Annotated in this window: 13 protein-coding genes; 11 read left to right on the top strand and 2 right to left on the bottom strand. The window is 72.0% G+C overall.

Annotated elements, in window-relative coordinates; genetic code table 11:
- The first annotated feature begins 22 nt into the window (after nucleotides 1-22).
- Genes IPM43_11205 through IPM43_11215 form a run of 3 tightly spaced genes read left to right on the top strand, consistent with a single transcriptional unit; the run spans nucleotide 23 to nucleotide 1,638 of the window.
- Nucleotides 23-676, top strand: coding sequence for an SCO family protein (locus tag IPM43_11205; GenBank protein QQS23983.1), 654 nt, complete (start codon nucleotides 23-25; stop codon nucleotides 674-676).
- Nucleotides 673-1,110 carry a hypothetical protein gene (locus tag IPM43_11210; protein QQS23984.1) on the top strand — a complete coding sequence of 146 codons (438 nt, stop codon included), beginning with the start codon at nucleotides 673-675 and terminating at the stop codon, nucleotides 1,108-1,110. Before IPM43_11205 ends, IPM43_11210 begins: the two co-directional genes overlap by 4 nt.
- Nucleotides 1,111-1,128: 18 nt before the next feature.
- Nucleotides 1,129-1,638 (top strand): TlpA family protein disulfide reductase, encoded by a 510-nt coding sequence (locus IPM43_11215; protein ID QQS23985.1) that lies wholly within the window; start codon nucleotides 1,129-1,131, stop codon nucleotides 1,636-1,638.
- Nucleotides 1,639-1,642: 4 nt separating this feature from the next.
- Here the strand turns inward: IPM43_11215 and IPM43_11220 are convergent, their stop codons facing one another.
- Nucleotides 1,643-2,551 carry a M48 family metalloprotease gene (locus IPM43_11220; protein ID QQS23986.1) on the bottom strand — a complete coding sequence of 303 codons (909 nt, stop codon included), beginning with the start codon at nucleotides 2,549-2,551 and terminating at the stop codon, nucleotides 1,643-1,645.
- A 197-nt stretch (nucleotides 2,552-2,748) separates the two neighbouring features.
- Between IPM43_11220 and IPM43_11225 the strand changes: the two genes are divergently transcribed.
- Nucleotides 2,749-4,500 (top strand): HD domain-containing protein, encoded by a 1,752-nt coding sequence (locus IPM43_11225; protein QQS23987.1) that lies wholly within the window; start codon nucleotides 2,749-2,751, stop codon nucleotides 4,498-4,500.
- Here the strand turns inward: IPM43_11225 and IPM43_11230 are convergent.
- Nucleotides 4,485-5,090 carry a TetR/AcrR family transcriptional regulator gene (locus IPM43_11230; GenBank protein QQS23988.1) on the bottom strand — a complete coding sequence of 202 codons (606 nt, stop codon included), beginning with the start codon at nucleotides 5,088-5,090 and terminating at the stop codon, nucleotides 4,485-4,487. The two genes, IPM43_11225 and IPM43_11230, sit on opposite strands and share 16 nt — an antisense overlap.
- Before the next feature lie 54 nt (nucleotides 5,091-5,144).
- Here IPM43_11230 and IPM43_11235 point away from each other — a divergent pair, with 54 nt between their 5' ends.
- Genes IPM43_11235 through folK form a run of 7 tightly spaced genes read left to right on the top strand, consistent with a single transcriptional unit; the run spans nucleotide 5,145 to nucleotide 13,511 of the window.
- Nucleotides 5,145-5,921, top strand: coding sequence for an alpha/beta fold hydrolase (locus IPM43_11235; GenBank protein ID QQS23989.1), 777 nt, complete (start codon nucleotides 5,145-5,147; stop codon nucleotides 5,919-5,921).
- Complete coding sequence (locus IPM43_11240; protein ID QQS23990.1) at nucleotides 5,918-6,742, top strand: prolipoprotein diacylglyceryl transferase; 825 nt, start codon at nucleotides 5,918-5,920, stop codon at nucleotides 6,740-6,742. The genes IPM43_11235 and IPM43_11240 overlap by 4 nt, the downstream gene beginning before the upstream one ends.
- 53 nt (nucleotides 6,743-6,795) lie before the next feature.
- Nucleotides 6,796-9,411: a hypothetical protein gene (locus IPM43_11245; protein ID QQS23991.1), complete on the top strand. Its 2,616-nt coding sequence runs from the start codon at nucleotides 6,796-6,798 to the stop codon at nucleotides 9,409-9,411.
- A gap of 11 nt (nucleotides 9,412-9,422) precedes the next feature.
- Nucleotides 9,423-9,728, top strand: a complete 306-nt coding sequence (gene gatC, locus IPM43_11250) for an Asp-tRNA(Asn)/Glu-tRNA(Gln) amidotransferase subunit GatC (protein QQS23992.1) — start codon at nucleotides 9,423-9,425, stop codon at nucleotides 9,726-9,728.
- Nucleotides 9,725-11,194, top strand: coding sequence for an Asp-tRNA(Asn)/Glu-tRNA(Gln) amidotransferase subunit GatA (gene gatA / locus IPM43_11255; protein ID QQS23993.1), 1,470 nt, complete (start codon nucleotides 9,725-9,727; stop codon nucleotides 11,192-11,194). The genes gatC and gatA overlap by 4 nt, the downstream gene beginning before the upstream one ends.
- Nucleotides 11,191-12,630, top strand: a complete 1,440-nt coding sequence (gene gatB, locus IPM43_11260; protein QQS23994.1) for an Asp-tRNA(Asn)/Glu-tRNA(Gln) amidotransferase subunit GatB — start codon at nucleotides 11,191-11,193, stop codon at nucleotides 12,628-12,630. Before gatA ends, gatB begins: the two co-directional genes overlap by 4 nt.
- 35 nt (nucleotides 12,631-12,665) lie before the next feature.
- Nucleotides 12,666-13,511 (top strand): 2-amino-4-hydroxy-6-hydroxymethyldihydropteridine diphosphokinase, encoded by an 846-nt coding sequence (gene folK / locus IPM43_11265; GenBank protein ID QQS23995.1) that lies wholly within the window; start codon nucleotides 12,666-12,668, stop codon nucleotides 13,509-13,511.

Here is a 13,511-nt window from a genome sequence, read left to right on the forward strand (position 1 = left end):
CCCTCCCGCCACGATGATGGCGATGTCGCGGCGATCGTTCCTCCCCGCCGGCGCGATGCGTGTCGTCGTCTCGCTCCTCGTCATCGGCCTCGCCCTGGCGGCCACGGGCTGCGGGGGCGACGACGACGGTGCCGACGAGCTGCGAGGCATCGTGCGCGACGAGCCACTCGTCGTCGGCGACGTCTCCGTGACCGATGCCACCGACGGTGCGACCGAGGCGGAGTTCACGTTCCGCGCGGAGCCGGGCGAGCTGCTCGTCGTCTTCTTCGGCTACACGAACTGTCCCGACATCTGCCCGACCACCTTGGCCGAGGTGCGCGCCGCCAAGCGCCTGCTCGGTGACACCGCAGAGCGAGTCGACATCGCGATGGTCACGGTCGACCCCGATCGGGACGTGCCCGAGGTGATGAACGGCTACCTGAACAGCTTCAGCGACCGCTTCCACGCGCTGCGCCCCGGTTCCGAGGAGGAGCTGCGCACCGCCGAGGCCGCGTTCCTGGCCAGCTCGTCGGTGACCACCCAGCCCGATGGGCGTATCGAGGTGGTGCACTCCGCCACCGCGTACGTCGTCGACGAGCACGGCGTGGTGGTGGTCGAGTGGCCGTTCGGACACGGGAGCGAGGCGATGGCCGGCGATCTCGAGGTGTTGTTCGACCGAATGGGTGCCGACGCATGAGTAGCGCTGCTCCCCCCGAAGCCGTCGGCACGCGCTCCGCGCGGCGCACCCTCGCCGCGGTCGGCGCATTCGTGTTGCCGATCGTTCTCGCCGTCGCCGCGATGGTGTGGCTCGCGGGCCGTGACAGCGGTGACGGCGGCGCGGAGCCGGTGTCACCGGGTGGTGGCGGTCAGGTGCTCGAGTTCACGATTCCCGCCGGGACGGGCGCGCTCATGGAGCAGGGGTACCCGGTGGCCGACGTGATGCCCGAGCGGGTCGACCTGCTCGCCGGCGACACGATGGTGGTGGAGAACTTGGACGACCGCGTGCATACGTTCGGTCCGCTCACGGTGCGCCCCGGCGAGACCACGCGGCTGCTGTTCGACAAGCCGGGCTACTACTTCGGCCTCTGCACGGTGGGCACCCACGACACAGTGACGATCGTCGTCAGCTGACCCGTGCGGGCACCGACGATGTCCCTCTTCCGTCACCGGGCGTCCGCCGCCGTCGTGGCCGCCGTCTCCTCGGTCGTTCTCGCTGCCGGGTGCGGCGGGGACGAGGGTGGCGTCGACTCGTGGCCGGAGGTGGACGTCGAGGCGCTCGACGGCGCGGTCGTCTCCACCGCCGACCTCGTCGGGGAGCGGCCGCTGGTGGTGACGCTCTGGGCGGTCTGGTGCCAGCCGTGCCGGCGCGAGATGCCGGCGTTGCAGGAGATCGCCGCCGAGCGTGCCGCCGACGTGGACGTCGTCGGCGTGAACATCGGCGACGACGTCGATCAGGTCGAGGAGTTCCTCGACGAGATCGCCGTGACGTTCCCCGCTTACCGTGATCTCGACGGGCTGCTGCTCAGCAGGCTGGGGGTGCCGAGCGTGCCGGCGACCGCGGTGGTGCTCCCGAACGGTGAGCTGACCTGGCTCCATCTCGGCGAGGCGAGCAAGGCGCAGGTGGAAGCGGCGATCGACGACGCGCTCGCCGACGGGTGACGCGTCAGCGCCGCGCCCGCGGTGCGGCACGAAGCTGAGCCTCGATGCGCGCGACGCGCGTGCGGGCTGGGGGGTGCGTGGTGTGCATCCGCTCCAACCACCCCGAAGGGCGACCCCCGTGGCCGACGTCGAGCATCCGGCGCAGCGCGGCGGCGAGCTCGCGGCCAAAGCCCATCTCGACCACTCGCAGGTCGGCCTGGTGCTCCGCACCGCGCCCGACGACGTTGCTCGCCGCGGTCGCGAGGATCAAGCCGGCGAGGAACACCCACGACACCGCGGTCAGCAGTGCTCCGATCCCGCGTCCGATCGCCGAGACCACCGTCGACTCGCCGGCGAACGCGCGGGTGGCGGCGGTGGCCACGTTCTGCAGGAAGAACCCGAACCGGGCGAGCACGACTATCGGCAGGCTCAGCCACTGCCCGATCGTGAGCGCCACGGTGTGGGAGCCGAGGTGGTGGGCCAGCTCGTGGGCGAGCACGCCGCAGAGCTCGTCGTGGGGGAGCACCTCGACCGCGAACGACGTCACGACGAGCAGGTGACCGCCGGACGCGAACGCGTTCAGGTCGTCCTCGTCGAGCACGGCGAGCAGGAACCGACCGGGGGCGACGTGGTTGGCCTGGGCGACATCGCGCCAGGCCGCCTCGAGGCGGACCCCCTCGCGCCGCGTCGGCCGCCGCGCGCCGAGCAGGCGGGTGAGCACCAGACGTTGCACCGGTCGGGTGAAGAGCAGCACGCCGAGCACCAGGTAGCCGCCGGCGAACGCCCACAGCGGTACCCGCCAGAACGGGCGCACGGCGAGCCAGAACACCGTCGTCGCGAGCAGCCACACCGGAACGAGCACGACCAAGGGCGCGAGCGCGTAGAGGGCCGAGCGCTCGACTGCTCGACGGGGTGACGGTGCCGTAGCGGACACTCCCGCCACGATACGGGTGAGCTGCGCTTACCGATTCCGCCGCCTGCGGTGAGCGAGGGGGGCCGACGCTCGGTGGGCGTCGCGGGCCGCGCCAGGGTGGAGTGTCAAGACTTGGTTCAGACATCACCCCTGTCGCATGAAGATCGGTCTACCCTGACCACACTGCGTGTTTCAGCGCGCGCGTGGAAGGACGGCGGATGCACGAGTTGGGGCTTTACGCAGCCGGTGGACGGGCTCCCCGTTCGGCGCGCGCCCTGCTCGACGTCGCGCACGACATCGAGACCTCCGACCCCCACCGCTCGCGCGTCCTTTCCCAGCAGGCCCGGGTGCTCGCCCGTAGCACCGGAGACCATGCCGCCGAGGCCGAAGCCATCTATCGCCTGGCGGCGCTGTCGTACTACTCCGGCAACCCGGACGAGGCCTTCGCCCTCGCCGTCGAAGCGCGCGACCTGGCGGCGGCCGCCGACGCACCGGCGGTCACCTCGTGGACGATGCATCTGATGGCGCTGGTGCACAGTGCCGCCGGCAACCACAGCGAGGCGCTCGCCTGCTGCCTCGAGGCGCTCGACAGCTACCGCCGCACCGGCCGGCACGGCGACGAGGGGCTGCAGCTCAACACGCTCGCCCTGATCCATCACCAGCTCGGCGACACCGACCGCGCGATCGTGAACTACGAAGCGGCGATCGCCGCCAACCGCGACCTCGACCGGCGCGACGTCGACGCGCTGACGATCACCAACCTCGCCGAGCTGCGCGCCGAGCGGGGGGAGTTCCTGCTCGCCGTCGGCCTTGCCGAACAAGCCGTCGCGCTGTGCCGCGAGTACGAGCCGGCGTTCCTGCCGAACGCGCTCGTCGTCGCCGCCGAGGCCTACGCGGGGATCAAGGACCACGCCCGGGCGAAGGAGCTGCTCGCCGAGGCGACGCGCACCCTCGACGCACTCGAAGCGAGCGGAGCAGACCTCGGGACGTCGGCGAAGGTGACGGTCCACCTCGGTCTCGGGCGCACGTCGGCCGATGCCGGCGAGCTCACCGAGGCGATCGCCGAGCTCGGCAAGGCACTGGAGCTCTCCCGGTCCAGTGGCCTGCGGCTGCTCGAGCTCGAAGCCGAGACCGCGCTGGCCGAGACGCACAAGCGGGCCGGCGACTTCGAACAGGCGCTCGCCCACCACGAGGCACGCTTCGATCTGAACGAGCGTCTCTTCAACGAGGGCACCGACCTGCGCATCAAGACGCTGCAGATCGCCCACGAGACCGAAGAGGCCCGCCAGCAGGCCGAGATCCTGAGGTTGCGGACCACCGAGCTGGAAGCGCTCGTGCGCGGGCGGACGGCCGAGCTCGAGGCGTTCCAGCTGGAGACGCTGCAGCGCCTCGCCGTGCTCGGCGAGTTCCGTGACACCGACACTGGTGAGCACACCGTGCGCGTCGGCGATCTGTCGGCGGAGCTCGCGCACATGCTCGGCTCCGACGCCGACTACGCCGAGCGCCTCCGCCTGGCGGCGCGCCTGCACGACATCGGCAAGGTCGCGATCCCCGATTCGATCCTGCTGAAGCCCGGCCCGCTGACGCCGGCCGAGTTCGACGTGATGAAGACGCACACCACGATCGGTGCGCGCATCCTCGCCGGCAGCAACTCGCCGTTGATGCAGCTCGCCGAAGAGGTCGCGCTGAACCACCACGAGCGGTGGGACGGCGCCGGCTATCCGCACGGCCGCTCGGGCGAGGACGTCCCGCTGTCGGGACGCATCGTCACCGTCGCCGACGTCTTCGACGCGCTGACCAGTGAGCGTTCGTACAAGCGGGCGTGGAGCGTCGAGGACGCGGTTCGCTACATCTCGCGTGCGTCAGGAACGCAGTTCGACAGCAACATCGTCGATGCGTTCGTGCAGGTGATGCTGTCCCGCCATCCGGAGCTGACGCCGATCGTGGCCCAGCATCACGCCGTCGCCTGAACCGGAGCAAGACCGCGCACCACCCAGTCGCCGACGAACCGGGCGACGTCGTCGATCGGCGCGCTGATCCGCCCGCTGCGCAGGTACTGGCCGAACGACGACACCGTGCCGAGCACACCGAGCGCGGCGAGGGTGGGGTCGATGTCGCTCGGCAGTTGGCCGGCGAGCTGGGCCTCGGTCACCAGGCGCAAGACGTCGTCGACGTAGACGCCGGCACCTTCGTGGAGCACGGGCGCCATGCGCTCGTCGGTGCGTTCCACCTCGACCAGGGCGAAGAACGCCCGGTGCTCGGCGAGGAAGTGGATGCTCGCCTCGGAGCCCTGCCGAATGCGGGTGACCGGGTCGGCGGCGGGATCCATCGCGTGGCCCTGGGCGCGGCGCAGGCGCAGGCGCATGTGGCGCACGAGCTCGGCGAACAGAGCTTCCTTGGTGTCGAAGTACCAGTAGAAGAGCCCCTTCGCGACGCCGGCCGCGTCGCAGATGTCGGCGATGCGGGTCGGGCCGTAGCCGCGCTCGGCGAACAGCTCGGCAGCGACGTCGAGGAGCTGTTGCTTTCGCTCTCGCCCCTGTTCGGTGAGCTGGCGGACCACCGGTCCAGTCCACCAGCACTTGACCGGTCGGTCAATCCGGCAGAATCAGGACCCATGCCGACGCCTCCGACCGCCTCTTCGATCATGCCGGGGGCCGAGCCCTGGAGCCACCACGGCGCCGGGCCTCACGGTGCGCTGTGCCTCCACGGGTTCACCGGCAACCCGTCGTCGATGCGCGGCGTCGCCGAGGCGTTCGCCGCGGCGGGCTTCCACGTGGAGCTGCCGTTGCTGCCAGGTCACGGCACGGCGGTGGAGGACATGTTGGGCACCAGGTGGGCCGACTGGGCGGCCGAGGCGATGGCGGCATACGAGCGACTGTCCGCTCGCGCCGACGCCGTGGTGGTGGCCGGGCTGTCGATGGGGGGCACTCTCGCACTCCACGTCGCTTGTGAGCACCCGGAGGTGGCAGCTGTGGTGTGCATCAACCCCGCGGCTCAGCCGCAACCTCCCGAGGTGATGGAGATGGTGCACGCGATGGTGGCGGAGGGCCACGAGCTGTTGCCTGGTACCGGCCCCGACATCGCCGACCCCGAAGGCAGCGATCTCGCGTACGACGGCACGCCGCTGCGGTCGCTGATCTCGATGATCGAAGACGGTGTCGGCCCGCTCGCGGCGCGCTTGCCCGCGGGTGAGGTCCCGCTCCTGCTCATCACCTCCCGCCGCGACCACGTCGTCGACCCGTTGCAGAGCGACTACCTGGCCGAGCACTGGGGCGGCGCGGTCGAGCGGATGACGCTCGAACGCAGCTACCACGTGGCGACGCAGGACTTCGATCGCGAGCTCGTCAACGAGGCCGCGGTCGCCTTCGCCCGGCGGGTGACGGCGCGATGACCGTCGCCCTGCTCGCCTCCATCCCCAGCCCGGGCAGCGGTTCGATCTCGATCGGACCGCTCGAGATCCGCGCCTACGGGTTGATGATCGCGCTCGGCGTGATCGCCGCCGTCTGGCTGTGGGGCCGCCGGATGGAGCAGATCGGCGCGGGTACACGTGACGACGCGTCCGCGGTAGCGCTGTGGGCGGTGCCGGCCGGGATCATCGGCGCCCGCCTGTACCACGTGGCCACGGACTGGGAGCGGTTCAGCGACTCGCCCGGCGACATCGTGAAGATCTGGCATGGCGGGCTCGGCATCCCCGGAGGGCTGCTGCTCGGCATCCTCGTCGGCATCTGGGCGGCTCGCCGGCGCAAGCTGCCGCTCGCCCAGACGGTGTGGGCGGCGACGCCGAGCCTGCCCCTCGCCCAGGCCATCGGGCGGTGGGGGAACTGGTTCAACCAGGAGCTGTTCGGGCGCCCCACCGATCTGCCGTGGGCGCTCGAGGTGGACGATGCCCACGCGATCGCCGCCGGGTACGAGCCGGGGACGACGTTCCATCCGACCTTCCTGTACGAGTCGCTCTGGAACCTGGCCCTCTGCGCGCTGCTGATCGTGATCGGGCGCCGCATCATCCACCGCCGCCCGGAGCGTCTGCTCGCCTACTACCTGCTCGGCTACGGCATCGGCCGGTTCTGGATCGAGGGTCTGCGCATCGACCCGGCCAAGGAAGGCGCCGGCCTGCGCCTCAACCAGTGGATGGCGATCGTCCTCGTCGTCGGCTCCCTCGTCTACCTGGCCACAACCCACCTGCGCTCCCGCAGTTCTCGGTCGGATCTGTGACACATAGCGCGACTCATCCGACCGAGAACGGGAGGGGGGCGCGCGGTCGGGGGGTGGGGAGCAGGTGGGAGGCGCTCGCGCTGGCGGTGCCGGTCGGGCTCTTCGTGGCCGGCGTCGCCGTTTCGCCGAGCGGTCTGCACAACGAGCTCGGCTTCGCCGGCACGGTCGAGCGCTGGGTCGCCTCTGGGGCCGCGGCCGCGGACGGCGCCCGCGCGGCGTTGCTGGTCGACCTGGCGTTCGCGGTGTCGGTGGCCACGATCGGCACGGCCGTGCTGGCGCGCGCGGCGCGGTGGACGTACCCCCGCCGGCGTCGAGGCGGATGGCGCCTGGTGCCGTACGCGGCGTTGGCCGCAGGGGTGCTCGACGTCGTCGAGACCCTGCTGGTGCTCGCCCACTTCGACGGGACACCTCCGGGCTGGCTGCCACCGACCGTCGCCGCGATCCGCTGGTGGATGCTCGGCGCGTACGCGCTGGCGCTGTTCGGCGCCGTCGGCCTCGTGGTCGGCCCGGCCCTGGCGCCGGTGCTGCGCCCGATGCTGCGCCGGCTGTTCGGCCTGCTCGACACCGGTGCCCATCCGCCGCTCGACCCGCCGGCGGCGTCCGAACCCGGCCCGGGGGAGGGGATCGGCATCGCGCTGTCCGGCGGCGGGATCCGCGCCGCCGCCGTCGCGCTCGGCGCCCTCCGCGCGCTCGACACCGTCGACACATCGGCCACCGTCGACACACCGGCCACCGCCGCCGCAAGTGCCCGCTCGTCGGTGTTCGGCCGCAGCCGGTGGGTGTGCGCGGTCAGCGGTGGTGCCTACGCGGCCGGTGGCTGGCGGATCACCCGCCGACCCGGCGGGACCGTCGATCCACCAGCCAGCGGTCAGCGCGACGGCTTGTTCGACGCCGACGGACCGTGGGCGAGATCGGTGGCTGCGCGCCGACGTTTCGTCGACAACGGCTACGGCTCGCTGCTCGGCGGCGTGCTGGGGGCGCTGGCGCGGTTCGCGGTCGTCTTCGGCACGGTGGCCTCGGCCGGGTACGTCGTCGGCTTCGCCGCCGGGCGCGCCGTGCGCTCCTACGCGATCCATCCTGCGTTCGGCGACTCGACCGCGCTCACCCCCGCGCGACTCGTGTGGCCCTGGTTGCCGGCGCTCGTCCTCGCCGTGGCCCTGTGGCTCGCGTCCGGGGCGCGCCGCGACGCGGCGCGGGCGCGGCTGCGCGCCGCGGCGTTCGCGATCGGGAGTGCGGCGCTGGCACTCGCCACGCAGCTCGTCGGCGTGCCCTTCGGCATCCAACGCGGCCCATCGCTCTTCCGCCAGATCGCCCAGATGCTCACGCCGAGGGACTCGGCCAACGCCGGGGCCGGCATCCTCGGACTGCTGACGAGCCTCGGCATCGTGTCGGCGGTCGTCGGCGTGCTGCGCTCACATGCGACGCGCCGGTGGCTGTACCTGGGTGGTGTCGCGCTCGCGCTCGCGTGGCTCCTCTTGGCCGGCAAGGTGGCCGACTCGCTCGCCCGCGACGACACGGCGTGGCCGAACCGCTGGCAAGTCGGGCTGCCCCTGGCCGCGGCCACCGTGCCGGCCGCGCTGCTCGTCGCGCTCGCCTGGATCGCCGCCGCCGACACCATCGCGGCACACCGGCTGACCCTCGGCGGGATCTACCGCAAGCGCCTCGCGGGGACGTTCGCGCTCACCGCGCCCGGGCCGGGCGAGCCGGCGGTGCCGCTGCCGCCGCTCGGCTACGCCGACGAACCGGCATGGTCCGCATACGCAGACGGAAAGGCCCGCGGGCCCGAGCTGATCATCGCCGCGTCGGCGCACTCGTCGAAGCTGGAGCCTGCCGGGGTGAAGGGCGTCGCGCTCACGTTCCGGCCGCGGGCGATCACGTTGCACCGCGTCCCCGGCGCCGACGACTCGGTGCCGAGCTGGCAGTACCCGCGGGGGTCGTGGTGGGACGGCTACCCGCGCTGCTGGCTCGTCAGCCGATCGATGGCGCTGACCGGTGCCGCGTTCGCGTCCGCGATGGGCCGCCAGGCGCTCGGCACGACCAACTCGCTGCTCGCGGCCACGAACCTACGCCTCGGCGCCTGGGTGCCGAACCCGCGCCACGTCGACTGGTTCGCCGATCCGGTCACCTCACCCCGGGTGAACCTCACGTATCTGGTGAAGGAGCTGTTCGGCGTCTACGACTTGGAGCACGACGCCTTCGTCTACGTCGCCGACGGCGGCCACCGCGAGAACCTCGGCCTGGTCGAGCTGCTCCGTGAGCGCCCACGCGTCGCGGTCGTGGTCGACGCGAGCGGCGACAGGCCGGGCTCGTTCAACACGCTGCGTGAGGCGATCGAGGTGGCTCATGCCGAGCTCGGCATCCGCATCGACGTCGACTGGGGCCCGATCGCCCACCCCGGCGAAGGCCAGCTGGGAGACCCCTTCCCCGAGGACTGCGTGACGACCGGCACGATCCACTACCCCGACGGCACCCAGGCCACGCTCGCGTACGGCAGGTACCAGCTCAGCCGCCGCGCACCGGCCGCGCTCGTCGCGTTCGCCGCGCTCGACCCGAAGTTCCCCTGCTACCCGACGGGCGACCAGTTCCTCACCGCCGCCCAGTTCGACCACCTGGTGCTCCTCGGCGAGCACGTCGGGATGCTCCTTCGCGATCGGGTCCCCGCCGCGTAGGCTCGTCCCCCGTGTCTGCACGCATCACCGCCGACGTAGTGGCCAAGGTCGCCCGGCTCGCCAGGCTCCAGCTCGGCGCCGACGAGCTGGAGCACGTCACGGTGGAGCTCGGCGACATGCTCGACCACTTCGCCGACATCGATGCCCTCGACCTGGGCGACGTCGCGCCGATGACCCAGCCCTACCCCCTCGCGAACGTGCTCCGCGACGATGTCGTCGCGGAGAGCCTCGACCGCGACGAGGTGCTGGCGCAGGCCCCGGCGGCCGAAGACGGCCGCTTCCGGGTGCCGCCGATCATCGGGCTGGAGCCGGCATGACGCCGCCGTCCGCCAGTACTCCGATGCCCACCACCGCGCTCGGCATCGCCGCCGCGGTGCGAGCCGGCGAGCTGTCCGCGCTCGACGTGGTCGAAGCCCATCTGGAGCGCATCGCCGAGCGTGACGGCGAGGTCCACGCCTTCAACCTCGTCACTGCCGACCAGGCCCGCGCCGAGGCCGCCGCGGTAGACGCCGCCGTCGCCGCCGGGCGTGACCCGGGCCCGCTGGCCGGGGTGCCGATCGCGTTGAAGGACAACCTGTGCACGAGGGGCATACCGACGACGTGCTCGTCGAAGATCCTCGACGGGTGGTGCCCGCCGTACGACGCCACCGTCGTCGGGCGCCTTCGCGCCGCCGGGGCGGTGAGCGTCGGCAAGACCAACCTCGACGAGTTCGCGATGGGCTCTTCCACCGAGAACTCGGCGTTCGGGACGACGCGCAACCCCCACGACCTGACGCGGGTGCCCGGCGGATCCTCCGGAGGTAGCGCGGCCGCCGTCGCCGCCGGCTTCACCCCGGTCAGCCTGGGCAGCGACACCGGCGGCTCCATCCGTCAACCGGCCGCGCTGTGCGGCGTGGTCGGCGTGAAGCCCACGTACGGCGTGGTCAGCCGCTACGGGCTGGTCGCGTTCGCGTCGAGCCTCGACCAGATCGGCCCCTTCGCGACCACCGTCGCCGACGCCGCCGTGGTGGTGCAGGCGATCGGAGGCCACGACCCGGCCGACTCGACGAGCATCCCCCGGCCGGTCCCCGACCTGCTCGGAGTGCTGGCCGGCGGCGTCGAGGGCTTGCGCGTGGGGCGGATCACCGACCTGCCCGCGGGTGCCGACGACGACGTGGCGCAGCGGTTGGAGCAGGCCTTCGATGCCCTGCGCGCCGCGGGGGCCGAGATCGTCGACGTGCAGGTGCCCGCGTTCACGTACGGGCTCACCGCCTACTACCTCATCGCCCCGGCCGAGGCGTCGAGCAACCTGGCCCGCTACGACGGCGTGCGGTACGGCCTGCGTGTAGACGCGCCCGACGTCAACGCGATGTACGGCGCCACCCGCGCGGCGGGCTTCGGCGCCGAGGTGAAACGCCGGATCATGCTCGGCACGTACGCGCTGTCGGCCGGCTACTACGAGGCGTACTACGGCAAGGCGCTGAAGGTGCGCCGCCTGATCCACGACGACTTCGAGGCCGCCTACCGCGTTGCCGACGTGCTGCTCACCCCGACCTCGCCGATGGTCGCGTTCCCGATCGGCGCGAAGACCGACAACCCGCTCGCGATGTACCTCTGCGACGTCTACACGATCCCCACCAACCTGGCCGGGCACCCGGGGATGAGCGTGCCCTTCGGCAGCGGGGCCGACGGCCTGCCGGTCGGGGTGCAGGTGCTGGCCCCGACGCTCGGTGAGCCGGTGATGTTCCGCGTCGCCGCCGAGCTGGAGCGGGCCGCGGCGAGCGCGGAGGTGGCCGGGCGATGAGCGACACCCAGTTCACGGTCGACGGCTACGAGCTCGTCGTCGGGCTCGAGGTGCACGTCGAGCTCGCGACGCGCACGAAGCTGTTCTCGGCCAGCGCGAACCACTTCGGTGACGAGCCGAACACGCACATCGACCCGGTGACGCTCGGTTTGCCGGGTGCGCTGCCGGTGCTGAACCGCCACGCGGTGGAGCTCGCGATGCGCATCGGTGCCGCGCTGCACTGCACCACCCAGCCGTGCGCCTTCCACCGCAAGAACTACTTCTACCCGGACATGCCGAAGGCGTACCAGATCTCCCAGTACGACCAGCCGCTGAACGTCGACGGCTGGCTCGAGCTCGCCGACGGCACCCGCATCGGCATCGAGCGCGCCCACATCGAAGAGGACACCGGCAAGAGCACTCACGTCGGTGGCACGGGCGGTCGCATCCATGGCAGCGAGCACTCGCTCATCGACTTCAACCGCGCCGGCGTGCCGCTGGTCGAGATCGTCGGCCGTCCCGACATCCGCACCCCCGACCAGGCGCGTGAGTTCGTCACCGAGCTGCGCCACATCCTCGTCGCCGTCGGTGCTTCCGACGCGAAGATGGAGGAGGGCTCGATGCGCGTCGACGCCAACGTGAGCGTGCGCCTGCCGGGAGCGCCGTTCGGTACGCGCTGCGAGATCAAGAACCTGAACTCGGTGCGCTCGCTCGGTCGGGCCGTCGAGTACGAGGCCCGGCGCCAGGTGCAGATCCTGGAAGGGGGCGAGGCGGTGCGCCAGGAGACGCGCCACTGGAACGAGAACGACGGCCGCACGCACACCTTGCGCAGCAAGGAGGACGCCGACGACTACCGCTACTTCCTGGAGCCCGATCTCGTGCCCCTGGTGCCTGACGCCGAATGGATCGCGCGTGTCCGCACCGAGCTGCCGATGCTGCCCGCCGAGCGCCGCCGCCGGCTGGGCGATGCGGCAGGAGCCGCCCCCGACAGCGAGGCGGTGAAGGTGGTCGTCGAGCGCGGCCAGGACGACTACGTGCTGGCCGTGTCCGCGGCGGGCGCCGACGCCGCCCGGGCTCTCGTCCACGTGAAGGAGGCCTACGCCTCGGAGGGTCCGACGCCCCGGGTGCCGGCCGGCGACCTCGCCCGGCTGGTGACGCTGGAGCGCGACGGCTTGCTCACCGCCACCCAGGCCAAGCAGGTGCTGGCCGAGCTGGTCGAAGCCGGTGGCGGTGATCCGGCGTCGATCGCGAAGGCTCGTGGCTTCGAAGCGATCGACACCGGCGCCCTCGACGCTCTCGTCGATGCCGCCATCGCCGCGCAGCCCGATGCCTGGGCCAAGTTCTGCGCCGGCGAGCAGAAGGCTGCCGGTGCGCTCGTCGGCGCGGTGATGAAGGCGTCGCAGGGCAAAGCCGACGGCAAGGCGGTCACCGCGTTGCTCGAGTCGCGACGCGCCTGACCGCCGGCGCAACGTGGCAGATACCGTGTTCGGCGATGTCGGACCGGATCGAGATCAACGGCCTGCGGTTGATGGCGCTCATCGGCGTCCTCGCCCACGAGCGTGAATCACCTCAGCCGCTGCAGCTCGACCTCTCGCTCCACGTCGACCTGAACGACGCAGGCTTCAGCGACGAGCTCGGTGACACCGTCAACTACGGCGCGGTGACCGAGGCCGTGGCCGCCCTCGCCCGCGAGTCGAAGGACCTGCTGCTCGAGCGGCTGGCGCAGAAGGTCGCCGAGGTCGTGCTCACCTTCGAACGCGTCGAAGCCGTCGACGTGCGGTTGACCAAGCTCCGCCCGCCCATCCCCGAAGACGTCGAGTCGTCCGCGGTGCACGTGTACCGGTCGCGCCGCGGCGCCAACGTCGCCCCTCGGCACCCGCACATCGCCATCGTCGCGCTCGGCACCAACCTCGGCGACCGGGTCGGGTTCTTGCGGTCGGCGCTGGAGCAGCTCGCGCCCGTGGCCCAGTCGCAGGTGTTCGAGACCGACCCGGTCGGCGGGCCCGACGCCCAGGGGGCGTATCTCAACATGGTCGCCGTGGTCGAGACCGGCCTCGACCCGTACGCCCTCGTCCGCCGGCTGCAGCGGATCGAGGCCGAGGCCGGCCGCCAGCGCGTCGTCCACTGGGGGCCGCGCACCCTCGACCTCGACCTGCTCTTCTACGACGAGGTCACGATCGAGAGCGACGACCTGACCGTGCCCCACCCCCGCTTCGCCGAGCGCCGGTTCGTGCTGGCCCCGTTGTCCGAGGTGGCACCCGAGCGGTGTCCCCCCGGCTGGGACGAACGGCTCGCTCCCGATGGTGTCCACCCCCGTGGCCCGCTCGACGCCCTCTGA

Source organism: Actinomycetota bacterium, from assembly GCA_016700055.1.
Classification (GTDB): domain Bacteria; phylum Actinomycetota; class Acidimicrobiia; order Acidimicrobiales; family Ilumatobacteraceae; genus Kalu-18.